Below are 17556 nucleotides of genomic sequence, written 5' to 3' on the forward strand. Positions count from 1 at the left end.
TGCTTGACGTGATCTCGTGGCGTCGGGCGGTTTCATGGCGTCCAGAGCGATTTGGTGCGGATGAGCAGCGAGGGAGCGCCTGGTGCGTCTGGGGGCGGGAGGGCGAGCAGATCGCGGGTGAGTTCGGTGAGGTCGCTGCCGTCTTTGACCCAGACGATCCCGCCGCCGTGGTCGTCGTTCACGATGCGACTGGCGACGATGTGGCGGCGATCGAAGACGAACAGCGCGTCGGTGTACTGCCTGCGGCTGAGGGTTGCGGCGATGCCGATGAGGTCGTCGTGTTGGCCGAGCGGGTGGAATGTCCAGCCGCGTCGACGCAGGATCACCAGTTCGGCGAGTTCGGGGAAGCGGGCGAGCGCGTCGCCTTCGGAGATATGCGCGGTGGTCACGGGCCGGCCTGGCCGGTAGCGGGGTTGGAGTGGTGGTGTTCGACGGCCGTTGCCAACTCGTCGAGCCGGTCGCGCAGGACGCGCGCCTCCTTTGGTGTCAGCAGGAGGGCTTCGGCGGGGGCCGCGACCAGCACGACAAACCCGCTCGTCGGGGCCGTCCACAGCCCGACGTGCCGCACGCGCCGGAACCCGTCCCGACACGGCACCCGAGTCTTGTGCTGGCTGTGTCCAGTCACCGCGACCACCCGCTGATCAGGTGTGGCTGGGGTGCTGTGTCGACTGCGCGCTTCGTTGTGGCCTGCATGTGTCTCTCCGTCGGGTGAAGGCGTCCGCGCCCGATGGTCGGGGGCACGGCGAGCGCGGACGCCTGCCAAAGGTGGGGCGGCGCGGGCTGGAGGAGGAGAAGCGTGCCCGCGCCGCCCCGTGGGCGGCGGGAACTCAGCCGCCGCTAGGGGGAAGGTCTCGGATGGGCAGCAGGCAATTGCTGATCTCGCTGCGAAGCGTGCAGAACTGTCCACAACAGACGGAACAGGCACCGTCCTGGGTCAGATGGTGGTTGCGCAGACCGGCGATCACCGCGCCGATGAGGCGATGGGTCTCCATCCGTGCGAGCGCGGCGACTTGATCGTCGCTGCCGCATTGGGTGCCGGTGAGCACCATGGCGAGATGCCGCCGGACGTCGGTGTCCAACGCCACCGCCGTCCGCCCCTGGGGAATGCAAGTCATACGACCAAGGATGGAGGTGGATGTAAAACTTGCAACTCTCCCGATCGAGTGACAGAACTGGCTGTGCATGTCGCGCAGGGCTACCGTCCGAAGGGTCGATCTTGCTGAGTGTGAGAGGAATCCGATGGCACAGCGACAGGGGGTCGGGACCCGTGGGATTGGGATGGAGTTGTTGGCGCATCGCAGGAAATCGGGCAAGACGCTGGAGGATGTGGCGGGCGCGCTGGGCGTGTCGACCAGCACGGTCAGCAGGCTGGAGAACGGCAAGCGAGAGCCGACCAGCGAGGAAGTCGCGGCTATCCTGGCGATCCTCGGTGTGCACGGCGGCGAACGGGACCGGCTGATCGACTTGGCGCGCGGCGGCCTCGGGTCGTCGGGCATGGTCGAGTACAGCAACCCGACCAGCCAGAGCCGGACCTATCTCGGATTCGAGACCCGGGCCACGGTGATCACGAACTTTGAGCCCTTGCTCGTTCCGGGACTTGCGCAGACGGCGGAGTACGCCAGGGCCGTCATATCCGCCATTCAGGTGGATGAGGACGACGCCGACATCGAAGCGCGGGTCGCCCGGCGCATGGCACGGCAGGCGATAATCACCCGAAAGAAGGCACCCCGGTTCAACATGATCTTGACCGAGTTGGGGCTACGGCAGCCCATCGGCGGCCCCAAGGTCATGGCCCGACAGGTCCGCAGCCTGGTCGATCTCGCCGACCGCGACAACGTCAGCCTCCGCCTCATCCCCATGACCCTGCCGGCGCACCCTGGCATGGCGGGGCCGTTCGCATTGTTGGAGTTCAGCGGGCACTCCGACGTTGTGTTCCTCGAAGCTCGGACCACGGGCTTGTTCCGTGATGCTGACGACGAGGTTTCCCTCTATAAGCTGAGTTTGGAGAAGCTGGCGGCCGTGGCGTTGGACAAGGCAGGTTCGGTGAAGCTGCTGCGTTCCATCTCCCGGGACATGGATGGAGGATGATCGGCGTGGCTAACATGGCATACAGCGGTTGGCGCAAGAGCACGTTCAGTGCCAATGACGCCAACTGCGTTGAGGTGGCGTGGATCAAGAGTAGCTTTAGCGCAAATGACAGCAACTGTGTCGAAATGGCCTGGCGCGGCTCGGATGCGGGCATTCGTGACTCGAAGGCTCCCGAAGTTGGATCATTGACTGTGCCGCCTACCGCGTTCGCAAGCTTGATCGGCCACACCAAGCGTTCCTGACCTGTTGGCTGGTGGGGCTCGCGTCCCACCAGCCTTACGCCCCGATCCCGGCGAGCGGGACGGCTGGCACTGGCCGTCCCGCTCGCCCAAATCAGTTAGGTCAGAAGTTCTGGTTGGCGAAGCCCTTGGTGGCGATCTTCGACAACATCGACTGCCACGCCGCCGTGCTCGCGTGCGGGTCACCCGTGACCCCGAGCGCCGACTTGGCCCCCGTGAACGCGCTCTGCGTCAGCGGGCCCCAAGCTCCGTCCACGGTCAGCCCCGACCCGCGGAAGTTGTTGCACATGGCCTGGACGAACTTGGTGTCGCTCTCCGAGGACTTCACGCACAGCACCGGCAGGCCGCCGAAATCCGAGTGGATGTGGTCGGCGTGGGCCCCGTCGTACCAGCCGTCCAGCACGTACCTGAACCGGCGGCGGCACACCGCTTCCACTGCCAGGTAGCGCTTGCGCAGCGAAGCCGTGCCCGACGCGTGGTGGCCGTCGAGGGGGCTGCTGACCTGCCCGCCGCTCCAGCGCACGTAGTCGAGGTCCATGGCCGTCCCGGCGCCGTGCTGGCCAGGTTTGTTGACGTAGAAGCCCGCGGACACCAGGTAGGTGATGCTCCCGTAGGCCGAGGATAAGGAGCGCAGGTCTCGGACCCAGAGCACGAGACTGTCGTAGAACCCTTGGGTGGCCTGCCAGTTCCGCAGTGTCGTGTTGCCGCGGTTGGACCGCCAGTAGTAGACCGGGGTGCCGTCGATCCGCTGGAAAGTGATCATCAGACCGTCACCGCCTTGAGTGCGCCGTCGACCAGCCAATACGAGACCCGACCGCGCACGGTGCGGACCAGGCCGACCGCGTGGGCGAACTCCGAGACGTCGGCCGGGCCGCGGCCGCCGCCGATGGTGCCGACCAGGGCGGCCGAGCCGCCGAAGGCGTTGCCGACCCAGCGGATCTCGCTGCCGTTGTCCAGCACGCCCTGGAGAGCGGCGTCATCGAGGCTGGCCAGTTCGGACCAGTCGGTGCCGTTCGCCGAGGAGTGCACGACGCTGCCGACCGAGCCGACGGCCGAGGCGAGCCAGCCGCCGCGACTGACCGACAGGGTGGTGATCGCGGTGTAGGCGGGCAGGCCGTTGACCGGCTGCACCGCCCAGGTCCCGCCCCGGCGCCGGGCCGAGAGGGTGGCGGTGGGCACGTCCTCGCCGGAGAGGTAGGAGCCCAGAGCGAGTGCGTCCCTCGCCGACGAGTCGACGGCGGTGAACATCGAGTGGGCGGACACGCGGAACACCTCGTGCCACGCCAGGCCGTCCGGTGAGCGCCAAAGGGTCGCCCGGCCGTCGACCGAGCCCGCGGCCAGGGCCCCGCGCTGGTCGGTGGCCACGTCGAGGACGGTGGCGAAGTCGAGGCCGGTGGTCGCCATGGCCACCCCGTCCTCACCGACGAGCACCCAGCGAGCGCCCTGTCGGCAGAGGACCTGCGGGTTGACGCCCACGACGGCGACGCCCGCGCAGATGTCGATTTCGGACGCCGCCGCCGCGGCGAGTCCGGCGTCCGGGCCGACGGCGGCCACGGCGGCGAGGCCCGCCGCGCCGACGACGAACACCCGGCGGCTGATCCGGTCTGGTTGGTCTGGTCCCTTGTCAACTGTTCTGTGCACGGCTAACCCTTCGCAGATAAGGGAAAAGTACGTACGACAAGCAGTCATACTTGGTGGAGAATTGACACAACGGGAGCGAGTCTAGGGCGCGACGATCCACTTCGGATACGCCCGTTCCGAGCAATCTGGACCAACTCATTACGCCGAAAGGGCCCTGCCGTTCAGCTGACCGGCAGGGCCCTACCCCTCGGATCTAGATCACCCGGATCGCCTGCGCGGTCCGCCCCAATCGGTCAGTCGCCGTGAGGGTTCTGAATCGAGACGTGGACGTGGTCGTAGTGACCGCCGGTCACATCGGTCGCGACGGTGTAGTTGCGCCATCCCTCGGAGGAGCGGGCGACGCTCCAGATCTTGCCCTGCCAGATCACGTACCGGACGTCCAGCCTGCTGGCGTGCGTCTTCAGCCAGTTGGCCAGCTTCCAACCCTGTTCCTTCTGCGCCGCGCTGGGGTGGACCCCGATCCGGCTCGAGATCGTGCAGTCGAGGGCGTTGCCGGTGTTGTGGTTGCTTGTCGACGACTCGTACGTGCGGTAGTCGCCCACCCAGCAGTCGGCCTCACCGGTCAGCAGGCGGATCTGGTCGTCGACGAACTTGGTGCGAGCGGTGGCATTCGGCGCCCGGCTGACCGACGCGGGGTGCGGGTTGGTCGGCGGCGTCGCGTAAGAACCCGTACCGGGGGTGCCGCCGCCTCCGCCACCGAAACGGTGGGAGGCGTTCTGGTTCTTGATGCCATCCTTGAGGTTGACCTTGGCGCCTGCCTGGATCGTCTGGCTGTTGACGGAGCCGTCGTATCCGCTGTTGTAGAACACCGTGACCGGCTGGGTGGAGCGGTTCCACGCCGACGCGGCGTTGTTCTTCACACATTGGCTTTGGCCATTGCCAGCGCCCTTGAACTCGTAGCAGGTCTCCGCGGTGGTGCCGTAGTCGGGAATCGATGTCGTGAAATCGGACACCGAGCCCTGGTGGTCGCTGTTGAAGTAGTAGCAGAACTCGCCTGTCTGACAGACCCCGTCACGCGCCGCTGCCGCGGCGGCGGAGGCGGGGGTCGCACCGAGGGAAACGCCGATCAACGTGCCCATCAACGCCGCAAGAGTGATTTTCTTGAACACCGCATGCCTTTCTTGGTTTAGACAAATTCGATAGGGGAGGCACCAACCGTGACTCCGGTGAGGTAGTAGCCCGGGTCGCCGTGGCGTCCTCGGGGCATGGCTCTACGATGACCGCCGCTAAGGCTGTCCGGTACCCGCTGACAGCCTCTGACAAGCCCTGACAACGGATCTGACGAGGGGACAGGCGCCGTGCAGAGACAGGATGCTGACGATGACATTCGCCGGGAGTTGATTTCCGGGTTCGCCGGTGGGCTGCGCGAGCTGCGGGAGGCTGTCGGCACTCCGTCCTTCCGCCGGATGGCCGGTGTTTCTGGTGTTATCTCGCACACGACATTGCACGAGGCCGCAAGCGGGAACAGGTTTCCGTCGTGGGAGACGACTCGCGAGTTCGTCAAGGTTTGCGGCGGCGATGAGCGGGATTGGCGCGCCCGATGGATGGCGGTGAAAGACGAGCTGTCGCCGAACGATCAGATCATTCCGCTGCGCGTGGAAGTCGTGAATGTCGTTGAACCGACAACAATCAAGCGTCGCTGGTGGACTCGCCGGAAAGTGCTCGCCGCAGCGGTCACCGCATCCGCCGCCGTGGCAGGCGTGATTGCCATTCAATTCCAGAAGTCGCCCTACGACCCTCTCCATCCGGGGGACTCCAGCCGCTTCATCGACGACCTGACCTTCCGCGACGGCACCGAGGTCGCGGTGAACCAGATCATCACCAAGGTTTGGGAGATCGAGAACGACGGCGCTGTCGAGTGGCAGGGCCGTCAGTTGCGCCGGGTGTTCTCGGTCGGCGGCTGCATCGCCCCTGAACTGGTCCCGATCGGCACCACGCCCCCAGGCGACCGGGTGAAGATCACCGCGATCGTGATCGCGGCGTCGGAACCGAGCATTTGCAAGATCGACTACAAGATGGTCGACGCGCAGGGCAACATGACGCTTCCAGGTTCCCGCCCGATCTTCCTGCTGGTAGAGGTCGTCGACTCGAAGGGCGGCATAGTGCCGCCGTCCACTCAGCCCACGAGCACCGGCGCGATTCCCGACTCCCACGACGCCGGGTCGTTGCGCTGGGCGTCGTCGCGGCCGGTCAGGGTGACGCCGAGCTTGTCGTAGGGCGCAGCGCCCGGTCGTGGTGTCATCGTTTCCGGCCCAGCAGGCGCTCGCAGACTGTCGGACCCCTGTGTGACGCTGTGACGATGATGGTGGTTTTCGACGCCGAACTGTGGGAGTGGGACGCCCGGCGTGCCGACAGCTGGGTGTTCGTGAGCCTGCCCGTGGATGTGTCGGACGAGATTCGGGACATCGCGGACGTCAGCCCGCGTCGGGGATTCGGCTCCGTGCGCGTCCGGGTCGGGATCGGCGCCAGCACCTGGACGACCTCGATCTTCCCCGACGCGGCACGCGGCCGGTACGTGCTGCCCGTAAAGCGCGCCGTTCGGAAAGCCGAGGCACTCGACCCGGGAGACACCGCGTCTGTGACCGTCGAACTCATCGACCTCTGAAGAGAGCGCGGCCTGAGCTACGACCAGGACCAAGGCGACCTGAGGGTTTGCCGGGCGGGTGAGCCGTGACACGATCGCACCGTGACCACAGCCCTTCTCTACCTGGTCGTGATGATCCTTGTCGCGGCCGTGGTTTTCCTGCTCGCGTCCGTCGTGTTCGGCCGGGGCGAGGAACTGCCCGCCCTGCCACCCGGCGCGTCGCCGACCCGGCTGCCCGCCACCGACGTCACCGGCGACGACCTGCGGGCGGTGCGCTTCCAACTCGTCTTCCGCGGCTACAAGATGACCGAGGTCGACTGGGTCCTGCGCCGCGCCGGCGACGAACTCGACGACCTGCGCGCGCGGGTAGCCGAGCTCGAGGCCGCCAAGAACCGGGTCGACTCCGAGAACACGTGATCGACCTCGGCTTTCACCGGTGTCGGTCTCCTCGGGTTCACTGACACCATGGACACCACCGTGTGGAACCGGGCATGACCGACCGTCCCCGCTGCCCGTGGGGAGACTCCACACCGGACTACGCCGCGTATCACGACGAAGAGTGGGGCGTGCCGCTGCGCGGGCGCGACGCGATGTTCGAGCGGGTCAGCCTGGAGGCGTTTCAGTCCGGACTGTCCTGGATCACCATCCTGCGCAAGCGCGAGGGTTTCCGCCGCGCGTTCGCCGGGTTCGTGCCGGAGGTCGTCGCCGGGTTCACCGACGCCGACGTCGCCCGGCTGATGGCCGACGCCGGGATCGTGCGCAACCGGGCCAAGATCGACGCCACGATCGGCAACGCGCGGGCGATCCTCGACCTCGACCGCCCGCTCGACGACCTGCTGTGGTCGTTCGCGCCGAGCGGCCCGCGCCTCCGCCCCGTGACCCTCGCCGACGTGCCCGCCGTGACCGACGAGTCGAAGGCGATGGCCAAGGAGCTCAAGAAGCGCGGGTTCGCCTTCGTCGGCCCGACCACCTGCTACGCGCTGATGCAGGCCACCGGCATGGTCGACGACCACATCGCGGCCTGCTGGCGCGCTACTTCCCGCTGAAGTTCGGCGGCCGCTTGGCCACGAACGCGTCCACGGCCTCCTTGTGGTCGGCGGTGTGCCCGGCCTCGGCCTGGGTGCGCCCCTCGACCGCGAGACCCTCGGCCAGCGAACCGGCCGCCGAGGCCAGCATGGCCTCCTTGATCTTGGCGTAGGCGGTCGTCGGACCCGCGGCCATGGTCGACGCGAGGGCCTGCGCGGTCGACAGGACCTCCTCGGGCGCCACGACCTGGCTGACCATGCCGATCCGCAGCGCCTCCTCGGCGCCCACCGGCTTGGCCAGCAGCATCATCTCCATGGCCCGGCCGTAGCCGATCAGCCGCGGCAGCGTCCACGCCGCACCAGAGTCCGCGGTCAGGCCGACGTTGGCGAAGGCCATCAGAAACTTCGCCGCCGACGACACGATCCGCAGGTCGCAGGCGTAGGCGAAGGACGCGCCCGCGCCCGCCGCCATCCCGTTCACCGCGGCGATGACCGGCTTGGGCATCGACGTGATCGCCGTCACGATCGGGTTGTAGTGCTTGTCCACTGTCGCCAGCGGGGCCGGGTCGTTCGCCGCCAGCAGCGCCATGTGCTCCTTGAGGTCCTGCCCCGCGCAGAACGCCTTGCCCGCGCCGGTCAGCACGATCGCCCGCACCGCGTCGTCGCTTGCCGCCGCGTCGAGGGCCGCGAGCAGGGCCTCCTTGAGCTCCACGGTCAACGAGTTGAACGCGTCGGGCCGGTTCAACGTCAGCGTCCGGACACCTGCACGGTCCTCGATCAACAGCGTCGACACGAGCGCCTACCTTTCCAACGACTAAGCGGTCGACCTCTGCTTACCACCTCCGCTGAGACACGCGTCCAGGAACCGTGTCACAGCGGGCGCCAGCCGGGCGGTGTGCTGGTCGAAGAACTCGGCGGCGGCCAGGCCCGGCCAGCTGTCGGGCAGCAGCTCCACGGGCAGGCCGGGGTCGCGGAAGAGGAACTTGCGCCACGCGTGCAGCAGCCGCTGTGACGAAGCGAACGCCTCAGCCGGGTCGGAGCCGTCGACCGCGACCATCAGCGGCGTCCACTGCGCCACGAACGCGGTGTAGTCCGCGCCCAGTTCGTCGAGGTCCCACGCCTGCGCGGCCAGTTCGGCGTCGGGGCCGTCGTGGGCGCCGTGGAACATCCGCGCCCGCACGTCGGCCAGCACCTCGGACAGCTCGGCCGACGGCCGCGGCGCCACCCAGGTCGAGCTGCCCAGCGGGCCGTAGCCCAGCAGCCGCAGCGACGAGGCCAGCCGGTCGCGATCGCCCCGACCAGGCAGTTCCTCCACCACCACGACGTGCCAGCGGCCGTCCCATGTGGAGGGACCGGTCCGGTAGATCCGGGCACCGGCCTCGTCGAGCCTGCGCTCGGCGCGGGGTGTCAGCGCGTAGCCGGGACCCTCCGGCAGGCGCACGGGAGTGAGCCAGCCCTGGCGGACCATGCGGGACACGGCGGTGCGGATCGCGGGCGCGCCGAAGTCCAGCGGCTCCAGCAAGCGGACCAGCGCCGCGATCGCCGCGGCGCCGCCTCGCCCACGCAAGTAGCCGCCATAGACGTCGAATAGGGCCGAACGGGCGCGCACGACGTCGGAGTGTGTCAGTCCGAACGGGCCACGCGCCACCTATCGTGGCCGGTCATACGACACGCGATGATCGGTTCGATTTCACCGCCGCGACCGGATGGGGGAGAATGTCACCGACTCGGTCGATTCATCTGGCCGGGCCGGCAGGCTATGACGGAGGGAGCACGCTATGGCGGCCATGAAGCCCCGGACCGGAGACGGTCCCCTCGAGGTGACTAAGGAGGGTCGGGGCATCGTGATGCGCGTCCCGCTGGAGGGCGGTGGACGCCTCGTGGTCGAGATGACGCCCGAGGAAGCCAGCGAACTCGGCGACGCGCTCAAGGTCGTCGTGAGCTGATCTTTCCCCGCCGCACGACCCCCGGCCCACCAGGGCCCTGTTGATTTACTCGGAGGATCGCTTGTCCACGCCGGTGCCGACCCTGCCGACCCCGATGCCCGACGTGGAGGTGACCGCGAGCAGGCGCAAGGACGTCCCGCTCGTCGTGCTCAGCCGCGGCGCGGCCGAGGGCCCGCCGGTGTTCGGCCCCGGCGGGGACGGCCTGACCGAAGCCTGGATCGACTCGGTGCGGCTCACCGGCTCGGCGGGCGAGACCCAACCCGGCCCGGTGGACTCAGGGGTGCGCTGGGTCGTGGGCCTCGGCGACGGCGAGTCGGCGCAGTGGCGTTCGGCGGGCACCGCGCTCGTCAAGGCCGCCGAGAACGCGCTCGACGCCGACACCCCGGCCGCCCAGCGCGGCCTCCAAGTGGAACTGCCCGCCGACGCGGGCGGCGACGAGGTCGCCGAGTTCGTCCGCGGCGCCCTGCTCGGCGGCTACCGGTTCAAGGTCACCGCCGATGAGCCCAAGCCGCGGGTGCGGGAGATCCGGCTGATCGTGCCCAAGGACCGCAAGGCCGAGTTCGACGCCGCGGCCGACCGCGCCACCGTGCTGGCCGCGGCCACGTCGTTCGCCCGCGACCTGGCGAACTCGCCGTCCAACGTCAAGGACCCGGCCTGGCTGGCCCGTACGGCCGCGAAGGCCGCGGGCAAGGTCAGCGGGCTCAAAGCGGAGATCCGCGACGAGAAGTGGCTGGCCAAGCACGGCTTCGGCGGCGTGCTCGCCGTCGGCGGCGGTTCCGACCGGCCGCCGCGCCTGCTGGAACTGAGCTGGGCGCCAGACGGCGTCGACGGCCCGCATGTCGTGCTTGTCGGCAAAGGCATCACGTTCGACACCGGCGGCATCTCGATCAAGCCCGCCGAGGGCATGCACCTCATGCGCACCGACATGGCGGGCGGCGGCGCCGTGATCGCGGCGATGATCGCCATCGGCAAGCTCGGCCTGCCGGTGCGCGTCACCGGCCTGGTCCCGTGCGCGGAGAACCACGTCTCCGGCTCGGCCTACCGCCCGGCCGACATCGTCCGCCACTACGGCGGCAAGACCACCGAGGTCACCAACACCGACGCCGAGGGCCGCATGGTCCTGGCCGACGCGCTGGCCTACGCCGTGGACACCCTGGCCCCCGACGTGCTGGTCGACGTCGCCACCCTCACCGGGGCGATGAAGGTCAGCCTGGGCACCCGCATCGGCGGCCTGTTCGCCGACGACGACGCGCTGGCCGAGCGGGTCGTGGCCGCGGGCGCCCGGGTCGGCGAGGCGTTCTGGCGGATGCCGCTGCTGGAGGAGTACGCCGACAAGGTGAGCAGCGACGTCGCCGACGTCCGGCAGTGCCCGCCGGGACCCGGCGGCGTCACCGCCGCGCTGTTCCTGCGCGAGTTCACCGCGGAGATCCCCTGGGCGCACCTGGACATCGCGGGCCCGGCCCGCGCCGACAAGCCCTACGACGACGTGGTGCCCGGCGCCACCGGGTTCGCCGCGCGCACCCTGGTCGAGTTCGTCGCCACGTACTCGTCGTAGCCGGGGGCGAACACCCGGTCCAGGAACGCGAACTTGGCCACGAACACGGGCAGCCCGCCGAGCACGTAGGTGAGGTTGAGCACGAGCGTGCGCGAGGCGCGGTCGACGACCCACGGCTGGAACGCCCAGTCGGCGACCGTCGTCAGCGCCACCGAGACCAGGCCGCCGAGCGCCGTCACCACGAGGTAGCCGACGACCTGCCTGCTCAGCCGGGGCATGCCGCGCTGGCCCCACGCCCACCAGCGGATCATCACGAAGTGCGGGACCGCGCCCGCGGCGAACGCGACCGCGCTGGCCGCCGCGGCGCCCATCATGGCCGAGGAGTACAGCCCGTAGAGCACTAGTTGGCTGAGACCGGTCGCCACCAGCGAGGCCACCGTGTACCTGGTGAACCTCGCCCGGCTCTTGGCGACCCAGCGAACCAGACGCCCACGACCCTCCACACCGCACAGAGTACGGGTCAGTCCCTGATCGGACTCTCAGCGAGTACGCGTTCGTAGACGTCCACAGTCCGCTCGGCCACCGTCGCCCAGGAGAATTCGCGCTCGGCCCTGACCCGCCCGGCCGCGCCCATGGCCGCCGCCCGCGCCGGGTCGGCGAGCAGCCGGTTCACCGCGTCGGCCAGTCCCGTCCGGTAGGAAGCGGCGTCGGCCTCGTCGTAGTGGACGAGCAGCCCGTTGTGCCCGTCGGCGACGACCTCGGGGATGCCGCCGACGTCGGAGGCCACGATCGCGGTCCCGCACGCCATCGCCTCCAGGTTCACTATGCCCAGCGGCTCGTAGACCGAGGGACAGACGAACACGGTGGCGTGGCTGAGCAGCTGCCGCACGTCCGTGCGCGGCAGCATCCGCTGGATCCAGAACACCCCGCCGCGCACATCCGCGAGTTCAGCCACCGCGGCCTCGGTCTCCGCGGCGATCTCCGGGGTGTCCGGCGCGCCCGCGCACAGCACGACCTGGGCGGCGGGGTCGATCCGGTGGGCCGCGGCGACCAGGTGCCCGAGGCCCTTCTGGCGGGTGACGCGACCCACGAAAACCACGATCGGCCGCGCCGGGTCGATGCCCTCCCGCTCCAGCGCGTCGGACTCGGCGACCGGGTGGTACTCGGCGGTGTCGATGCCGTTGCGGACCACGTGGACGCGCTCAGGGGCCAGCTCCGGGTAGCAGTCCAGGACGTCGGCGCGCATCCCGTCGCTGACCGCGATGATCGCGTCGGCGGACTCGTAGGCGGTGCGCTCGATCCAGCACGACAGCCGGTAGCCGCCGCCGAGCTGCTCGGCCTTCCACGGCCTGCGCGGCTCCAGCGAGTGGGCGGTGATCACGTGCGGGACGCCGTGCAGCAGCCCCGCCACGTGGCCCGCGAGGTTGGCGTACCAGGTGTGCGAGTGGACCACGTCGAGCCCGCCGACGCCCGCGGCGATCGAGAGATCGGCGCCGATCATGCCCAGCGCGGCGTTCACCCCGGCCAGGCCCGGCGGCGGCTCGTGGGCGGTGGCGCCCTCAACCGGGCCGCCGATCCGGTGCACGTCGACATCGACCAGCTCGCGCAGCCGGGGGACCAGCGCCCCCACGTGCACCCCCGCGCCGCCGTAGACCTCCGGCGGGTACTCGCGCGTCAGCAGTCCGATGTGCACACCGGCCACCGTAGGACATCCGCCGCTGTCCTGTGCACGCCAAGGCGAGCGCCGCGCGAACACGCTGCGGCGCACGGGTGAACGTGTCGGCAACCGCGGGCGGGTCGCCGCGTCTTCACTGGCCGTTGCCACCTACCGGCGGTTAGGGTCGTTTCGTGAAGGGCCAGCCACGCGTACTGGGCATTGTGCTGGCGGGCGGTGAAGGGAAGCGGCTGTGGCCGCTGACGGCCGACCGCGCTAAGCCCGCAGTCCCCTTCGGGGGCAACTACCGGCTTGTCGACTTCGTACTGTCGAACCTGGTCAACGGGGGCTTCCACCAGCTCTGCGTGCTCACCCAGTACAAGTCGCACTCGCTGGACAAGCACATCTCGACCACCTGGCGACTGTCCAGTGTGCTCGGGCAGTACATCACCCCGGTCCCGGCCCAGCAGCGGCTCGGCCCCCGCTGGTACACCGGCAGCGCCGACGCGATCTACCAGTCGCTCAACCTGGTCTACGACGAACGCCCCGACTACATCGCCGTCTTCGGCGCCGACCACGTCTACCGGATGGACCCGTGGCAGATGGTCGAGCAGCACGTCGACTCCGGCGCCGGGGTCACCGTCGCCGGGATCCGCGTGCCGCGCGCGGAGGCCCGCGCGTTCGGATGCATCGACTCCTCCGCCGACGGGAAGATCACCCGATTTCTGGAGAAGCCCGCCGAGCCGCCGTCGGTGCCCGACGACCCCGACGTGACCTTCGCGTCGATGGGCAACTACCTGTTCTCCACCCCGACCCTGCTCGACGCGCTGCGCGCCGACGCGGCCAACCCCGACTCCCTGCACGACATGGGCGGCGACATCATCCCGATGCTCGTCGACGCGGGCACGGCCCATGTGTACGACTTCGACGACAACGAGGTCCCCGGCGCCACCGAACGCGACCGCGGCTACTGGCGCGATGTCGGGACGCTCGACGCCTACTACGAGGCGCACCAGGACCTGGTGTCGGTGCACCCCGTGTTCAACCTCTACAACCAGCAGTGGCCCATCAGGACCGCCACGCCGCCGCTGCCGCCCGCCAAGTTCGTCAACGCGGGCTCGGCGGTCGAGTCGATCGTCGGCCCCGGCTCCATCATCTCCGGCGCCTCGGTGATCGACTCCGTGATCAGCGCCGACGTGATGATCGAGCCCGGCGCGGTGGTCGAGGGCAGCGTCCTGCTGCCCGGTGTGCGCGTCGGAAAGGGCGCCACGGTCCGCCGCGCGATCCTGGACAAGAACGTGATCGTCGCCGACGGCGCCCGGATCGGGGTCGACCTGGCCGCCGACCGGGAGCAGTACACGGTCAGCGCCGGTGACGTGGTCGTCCTCGGCAAGGGCGTCCGCGCGGAAACCCCCACGCGCTGACGGCCCGCTCGTCTACCTTGTGGGAATGGACGAGAGCCCGCGCGACCCGTACCGCGAGGTCTGGCAGATGACCCCGGTCGGCGAAGCCAGGGGCAGCGGGCGGCCGTGGCACCCGGTGGCGGGCGTGCTGTCCGGCTTGGTCGTCTTCTTCCAGTTCGCGGTCCTGGCCTGGTTCATCTTCGGCTCGTCGGTCGAGTGGGGCCTGATCGTGACGCTGTTCGGCTTGCTCGCGGCAGGCGGCGTCGGTTTCTTCATCGGCACGGGCAGCGACAACCTCTAGTTATCCACATCCCGGCGACCATCCACAGCCAGCGCCATTCCCTTATCCCCAAACCCCACCACCGATAGACTGGGCCAGGGGACGCCCCCCTGGGTTGGGTGGGGGCTGCGCCTCACCCTCGGCGCCGCGGGCCTCGAGATCGTCCGCGGCAACCGGACGTCAACGAGGTTTCCTCATTTGCTAGAGCCTCATTTTCTCTAGAGCCTTGATGTTGCTACGCAACAACCACCGCTCGGCCGCGGTGACGTATCGGGTGCGTGAACGCGCCGACGAAGTCTGGCGTGTTCACGCACCCAATACGTCACCTTGAGGCGGCCGAGCGCGCGCCCCCGGGCGCCAAGGGCAGAGCTCAGGCGGTTTTCGCGGCGACCAGGAGGCAGCCGCCCAGCGGCAGCAGCAGCGGTACCAGTTGGTCGTCCTCCCGCACGGCCCGCGCCACCTCACGCAGCGCCGCGGCCTCCGGGTCCTTGCGGTTCGGGTCGGCCAGCCCGCCCACGTTGTCGAACGCCAGCACGCCGCCGGGGCGCAGCAGCCGCACGCCCTGCTCGGCGTAGGCCGGGTATTCGAGCTTCGCGGCGTCGGCGAACAGCAGGTCGTAGCCGCCGTCGGTCAGCCGGGGGAGCACGTCGAGCGCGCGGCCCATGATCAACCGGGTCCGGCCGGGGGCGACACCCGCGTCGCTGAACGTGCGCTTGGCGTACGCCTGGTTCTCCGGGTCGACGTCGATCGAGGTCAGCACGCCGTCGGGGGCCATGCCGCGCAGCAGCGACAGGCCGCTCACCCCGGTGCCGGTCCCGACCTCCACCACGGCCTTGGCCTGCAGCACCGTGGCCAGGAACCGCAGCGCCGCGCCGGTGGCGGGGCTGACCGGTGCGCAGCCGAGCTTGACCCCACGCGCTCGTGCCGAAGTCAGCGAGTCGTCCTCGGCGAGGAATCCCTCGACGTACTCGCTCAGGTCGGCGACGGTATCCGGTCCCACAGGAACGCAGACTAGCGACGGAAGTCCCAAAATCGGGTGAACCTTGCCGAGGACCACGCAACTGGTTTTCCGCCAGTTTTTCTCAGCTGAGTCTCAGCCGACTCTCACGGTCGCCACATGGGCGTACTCCATTCTCGTGACTAGTCGGGGAACCTGTCGCGAAGGGGGAACAACGTGGGCGGCACACGCGTTGGGTCAGTCAGTGGGCAACACAGCCTTCAGGAGGTGCGTATCCCCACGATGCAGACGCAAGCCATGGCACCGGTCGAGGCGCCTGTCGGGCTCGACACCGGATGGACGCCGCCGTCCTGGGACGAGATCGTGCGCGAACACGGCGACCGGGTCTACCGCCTCGCCTACCGCCTCACCGGCAACGCGCACGACGCCGAGGACCTCACCCAGGAGACCTTCATCCGGGTGTTCCGGTCGCTGGCGTCCTACAAGCCCGGAACGTTCGAGGGCTGGCTGCACCGCATCACCACCAACCTGTTCCTCGACATGGCCCGCCGCCGCTCGCGGCTGCGCATGGAGGGACTGCCGGAGGACACCGACCGGCTCGCGGGCGACGACCCGAGCCCCGAACAGGTCTACTCCGACACCCATCTCGACCCCGACCTGCAGGCCGCGCTCGACGAGTTGCCGCCCGAGTTCCGGGCCGCGGTCGTCCTGTGTGACGTGGAGGGCCTTTCCTACGAGGAGATCGGCGCCACCCTCGGGGTGAAGCTGGGTACTGTGCGCAGCAGGATCCACCGGGGCCGCCAGGCCCTGCGCGCGTCGCTGGAGCGCCGCCGCGAGCGTGCCCAGGAAGGGCTGTCATGACCGTCTCTCTGCTCGTGGAGTCGACACGATGAGCTTCGGGCTGCCCGAACAGCACCTGCTCCCCGACGCGGTCGTCGCGTTCGTCGACGGTGAGCTGCCCCGCACGGTCGTGGACCGGGTCACCGCGCACCTCGCCCGCTGTCCGTGGTGCGCCGCAGACATCAGCGCCCAACGCCAGGCCAGGGCCGCCGTCCGCGCCGCCGACACCCCGTCGATGCCCGCGGGCCTGCTCGCGTCCCTGCGCGCCATCCCGCAGGAAGTCGAGCTCCCAGCCACCCCAGACGGCCTCGCCGTCAGCGCCGACGGCCAACTTGTCGCCGTCCAACGCACCGACCGCGCCGCCTTCGGCACCAGCGTCCCCCTGGGCTCCTCCCCGAAACTCGGCGAAGGCCGCACAGTCCTGGGCCGCCACCCAGTCCGCCGCGCCGCCCAGGGCGCGGGCGTGGTCGTCTCCGGCCTGGTACTCGGCGCGCTCGCGTTCGTCAACACCGGCTCGGACCCAACCGAACCGGCGACCGGCGCCGACGTTGAGCCAGTCGGCTTCGTCGGCTCCGAGCCGATCCAGTCCCTCATCGCCACCTTCGGCACCGCGTCGGCGCGCTAGTACGCCCACTTAACCGTCGCCCAGGCATGCTGAACAGCGATGAACGACAACCCGACGCCCGACGCCGCGGACCACTCGGCCGAGCCCACGGTCTCCATCCCGCAGCCCCCTGGTCCGGGGCCGCAGTGGGACGGCCCAACCTCGATAGCCGGCCCTGACGCCACCCTGTCGCCGCTGTCGCAGGACACGTCGAGTAGTACCCCGTCTTCCTCGCCGAACCACACCGCGAGCATCCCGACCCCGCAACCCGCAGGCACCCACCTCACCAGCGCCGCGCCGACCGCAGCCGCTCCGATCGGTAGTGCGGTGCCCGCCGCCGGCACCGCGCCGACTGGCTTCGCACCCACCGCCGGCGCCGCGCCGACCGCGGCCGTCGCGTCTCCGGGAAGCGCTGTGCCGACCGCGTCCGCCGCTCCTGCCGGCGATGCCGTGTCCACCGGCTATGACGCGCTTGGCGCTGGCGTCACGTCTCCCGGAAACGCCGCGTCCGCCGCGTACGCCGCTCCCGCTGGCGATGGCGCTCCCGCTGGCGATGCCGTGCCTACCGGCTATGACGCGCTTGGCGCAGGCGTCGTGCCTCCCCGAAACGCCGCGCCCGCCGCGCCCGCCGCTCCCACCGCGCACGCCGTGTCCACCGGCGATGGGGCGCACGCCGCTCCCGCCCGTGGTGCGGCGCCTGCCGGCAGCGCGTCCGCTACCGCCGCCGTGCCCGGCGATGTTGTGGCCGCAGGCAGGGCGATGCCGACCACCGGGGCCGCGCCCGCCGCCGTGTTCGCAG

23 protein-coding genes are annotated in these 17556 nt (G+C 69.8%); 12 read left to right on the forward strand and 11 right to left on the reverse strand.

Annotated elements, in window-relative coordinates:
* Positions 1 to 32: 32 nt before the first annotated feature.
* The 3 genes from BN1701_RS31170 to BN1701_RS31180 all read right to left on the reverse strand — a co-directional run bounded on the left by BN1701_RS31170 (position 33) and on the right by BN1701_RS31180 (position 1085).
* Positions 33 to 389 carry a hypothetical protein gene (locus BN1701_RS31170; protein ID WP_054054758.1) on the reverse strand — a complete coding sequence of 119 codons (357 nt, stop codon included), beginning with the start codon at positions 387 to 389 and terminating at the stop codon, positions 33 to 35.
* Positions 386 to 625, reverse strand: coding sequence for a hypothetical protein (locus BN1701_RS31175; protein WP_157368314.1), 240 nt, complete (start codon positions 623 to 625; stop codon positions 386 to 388). Before BN1701_RS31175 ends, BN1701_RS31170 begins: the two co-directional genes overlap by 4 nt.
* Positions 626 to 827: 202 nt before the next feature.
* Positions 828 to 1085 carry a hypothetical protein gene (locus BN1701_RS31180; protein ID WP_054054762.1) on the reverse strand — a complete coding sequence of 86 codons (258 nt, stop codon included), beginning with the start codon at positions 1083 to 1085 and terminating at the stop codon, positions 828 to 830.
* 193 nt (positions 1086 to 1278) lie between these two features.
* Between BN1701_RS31180 and BN1701_RS31185 the strand changes: the two genes are divergently transcribed.
* Positions 1279 to 2088 carry a helix-turn-helix transcriptional regulator gene (locus BN1701_RS31185; RefSeq protein ID WP_172803356.1) on the forward strand — a complete coding sequence of 270 codons (810 nt, stop codon included), beginning with the start codon at positions 1279 to 1281 and terminating at the stop codon, positions 2086 to 2088.
* Positions 2085 to 2330 carry a DUF397 domain-containing protein gene (locus BN1701_RS34920; protein ID WP_231949767.1) on the forward strand — a complete coding sequence of 82 codons (246 nt, stop codon included), beginning with the start codon at positions 2085 to 2087 and terminating at the stop codon, positions 2328 to 2330. The genes BN1701_RS31185 and BN1701_RS34920 overlap by 4 nt, the downstream gene beginning before the upstream one ends.
* Before the next feature lie 100 nt (positions 2331 to 2430).
* Here BN1701_RS34920 and BN1701_RS31190 read toward each other — a convergent pair whose 3' ends face one another.
* The 3 genes from BN1701_RS31190 to BN1701_RS31200 form a co-directional block, all read right to left on the reverse strand.
* Positions 2431 to 3090, reverse strand: a complete 660-nt coding sequence (locus BN1701_RS31190) for a hypothetical protein (protein WP_054054766.1) — start codon at positions 3088 to 3090, stop codon at positions 2431 to 2433.
* A complete protein-coding gene (locus BN1701_RS31195) occupies positions 3090 to 3968 on the reverse strand; it encodes a hypothetical protein (RefSeq protein ID WP_157368315.1) in 879 nt (292 codons plus the stop codon). The genes BN1701_RS31190 and BN1701_RS31195 overlap by 1 nt, the downstream gene beginning before the upstream one ends.
* A 233-nt stretch (positions 3969 to 4201) precedes the next feature.
* Positions 4202 to 5077 (reverse strand): peptidase inhibitor family I36 protein, encoded by an 876-nt coding sequence (locus tag BN1701_RS31200; protein WP_231949768.1) that lies wholly within the window; start codon positions 5075 to 5077, stop codon positions 4202 to 4204.
* A 189-nt stretch (positions 5078 to 5266) separates the two neighbouring features.
* Between BN1701_RS31200 and BN1701_RS31205 the strand changes: the two genes are divergently transcribed.
* The 4 genes from BN1701_RS31205 to BN1701_RS31220 all read left to right on the forward strand — a co-directional run bounded on the left by BN1701_RS31205 (position 5267) and on the right by BN1701_RS31220 (position 7598).
* Positions 5267 to 6184, forward strand: coding sequence for an NBR1-Ig-like domain-containing protein (locus BN1701_RS31205; protein WP_157368316.1), 918 nt, complete (start codon positions 5267 to 5269; stop codon positions 6182 to 6184).
* 83 nt (positions 6185 to 6267) lie between these two features.
* Positions 6268 to 6573: a DUF1905 domain-containing protein gene (locus tag BN1701_RS31210; protein WP_054056287.1), complete on the forward strand. Its 306-nt coding sequence runs from the start codon at positions 6268 to 6270 to the stop codon at positions 6571 to 6573.
* An 81-nt stretch (positions 6574 to 6654) separates the two neighbouring features.
* The gene (locus BN1701_RS31215) at positions 6655 to 6969 is read left to right on the forward strand and encodes a DivIVA domain-containing protein (protein ID WP_054054774.1); all 315 of its coding nucleotides are present in this window, start codon (positions 6655 to 6657) and stop codon (positions 6967 to 6969) included.
* 74 nt (positions 6970 to 7043) lie between these two features.
* Positions 7044 to 7598 (forward strand): DNA-3-methyladenine glycosylase I, encoded by a 555-nt coding sequence (locus BN1701_RS31220; RefSeq protein ID WP_054056288.1) that lies wholly within the window; start codon positions 7044 to 7046, stop codon positions 7596 to 7598.
* Here the strand turns inward: BN1701_RS31220 and BN1701_RS31225 are convergent.
* Positions 7585 to 8370 carry an enoyl-CoA hydratase-related protein gene (locus BN1701_RS31225; protein WP_054054776.1) on the reverse strand — a complete coding sequence of 262 codons (786 nt, stop codon included), beginning with the start codon at positions 8368 to 8370 and terminating at the stop codon, positions 7585 to 7587. The genes BN1701_RS31220 and BN1701_RS31225 overlap by 14 nt on opposite strands.
* A gap of 21 nt (positions 8371 to 8391) precedes the next feature.
* Complete coding sequence (locus BN1701_RS31230; RefSeq protein ID WP_054056289.1) at positions 8392 to 9186, reverse strand: PaaX family transcriptional regulator C-terminal domain-containing protein; 795 nt, start codon at positions 9184 to 9186, stop codon at positions 8392 to 8394.
* Between the two features lie 169 nt (positions 9187 to 9355).
* Here BN1701_RS31230 and BN1701_RS34925 point away from each other — a divergent pair, with 169 nt between their 5' ends.
* Together BN1701_RS34925 and BN1701_RS31235 are read left to right on the forward strand one after the other, a co-directional pair.
* Positions 9356 to 9523: a DUF3117 domain-containing protein gene (locus tag BN1701_RS34925; protein ID WP_082860177.1), complete on the forward strand. Its 168-nt coding sequence runs from the start codon at positions 9356 to 9358 to the stop codon at positions 9521 to 9523.
* Between the two features lie 61 nt (positions 9524 to 9584).
* On the forward strand, positions 9585 to 11078 hold the full coding sequence (locus BN1701_RS31235; protein WP_157368317.1) for a leucyl aminopeptidase: 1494 nt from the start codon (positions 9585 to 9587) through the stop codon (positions 11076 to 11078).
* Here the strand turns inward: BN1701_RS31235 and BN1701_RS31240 are convergent.
* Together BN1701_RS31240 and glgA are read right to left on the reverse strand one after the other, a co-directional pair.
* The gene (locus BN1701_RS31240) at positions 11000 to 11521 is read right to left on the reverse strand and encodes a GtrA family protein (RefSeq protein ID WP_054054778.1); all 522 of its coding nucleotides are present in this window, start codon (positions 11519 to 11521) and stop codon (positions 11000 to 11002) included. The genes BN1701_RS31235 and BN1701_RS31240 overlap by 79 nt on opposite strands.
* A 17-nt stretch (positions 11522 to 11538) precedes the next feature.
* On the reverse strand, positions 11539 to 12711 hold the full coding sequence (gene glgA, locus BN1701_RS31245) for a glycogen synthase (RefSeq protein WP_054056291.1): 1173 nt from the start codon (positions 12709 to 12711) through the stop codon (positions 11539 to 11541).
* A 155-nt stretch (positions 12712 to 12866) separates the two neighbouring features.
* Between glgA and glgC the strand changes: the two genes are divergently transcribed.
* Complete coding sequence (gene glgC / locus BN1701_RS31250; RefSeq protein ID WP_054054780.1) at positions 12867 to 14096, forward strand: glucose-1-phosphate adenylyltransferase; 1230 nt, start codon at positions 12867 to 12869, stop codon at positions 14094 to 14096.
* Positions 14097 to 14121: 25 nt separating this feature from the next.
* A complete protein-coding gene (locus tag BN1701_RS31255; protein WP_054054782.1) occupies positions 14122 to 14376 on the forward strand; it encodes a hypothetical protein in 255 nt (84 codons plus the stop codon).
* Between the two features lie 349 nt (positions 14377 to 14725).
* Here the strand turns inward: BN1701_RS31255 and BN1701_RS31260 are convergent, their stop codons facing one another.
* The gene (locus BN1701_RS31260) at positions 14726 to 15355 is read right to left on the reverse strand and encodes an O-methyltransferase (protein ID WP_054054784.1); all 630 of its coding nucleotides are present in this window, start codon (positions 15353 to 15355) and stop codon (positions 14726 to 14728) included.
* 240 nt (positions 15356 to 15595) lie between these two features.
* On the opposite strand from BN1701_RS31260, the gene sigE reads away from it, so the two are divergent.
* Positions 15596 to 16174 (forward strand): RNA polymerase sigma factor SigE, encoded by a 579-nt coding sequence (sigE, locus tag BN1701_RS31265; protein WP_054054786.1) that lies wholly within the window; start codon positions 15596 to 15598, stop codon positions 16172 to 16174.
* Between the two features lie 28 nt (positions 16175 to 16202).
* On the forward strand, positions 16203 to 16778 hold the full coding sequence (locus tag BN1701_RS31270) for a zf-HC2 domain-containing protein (RefSeq protein ID WP_054054788.1): 576 nt from the start codon (positions 16203 to 16205) through the stop codon (positions 16776 to 16778).
* The last annotated feature ends 778 nt before the right edge of the window (positions 16779 to 17556 follow it).

It is taken from the genome of Alloactinosynnema sp. L-07 (genome assembly GCF_900070365.1).
In the GTDB taxonomy this organism is placed as follows: domain Bacteria; phylum Actinomycetota; class Actinomycetes; order Mycobacteriales; family Pseudonocardiaceae; genus Actinokineospora.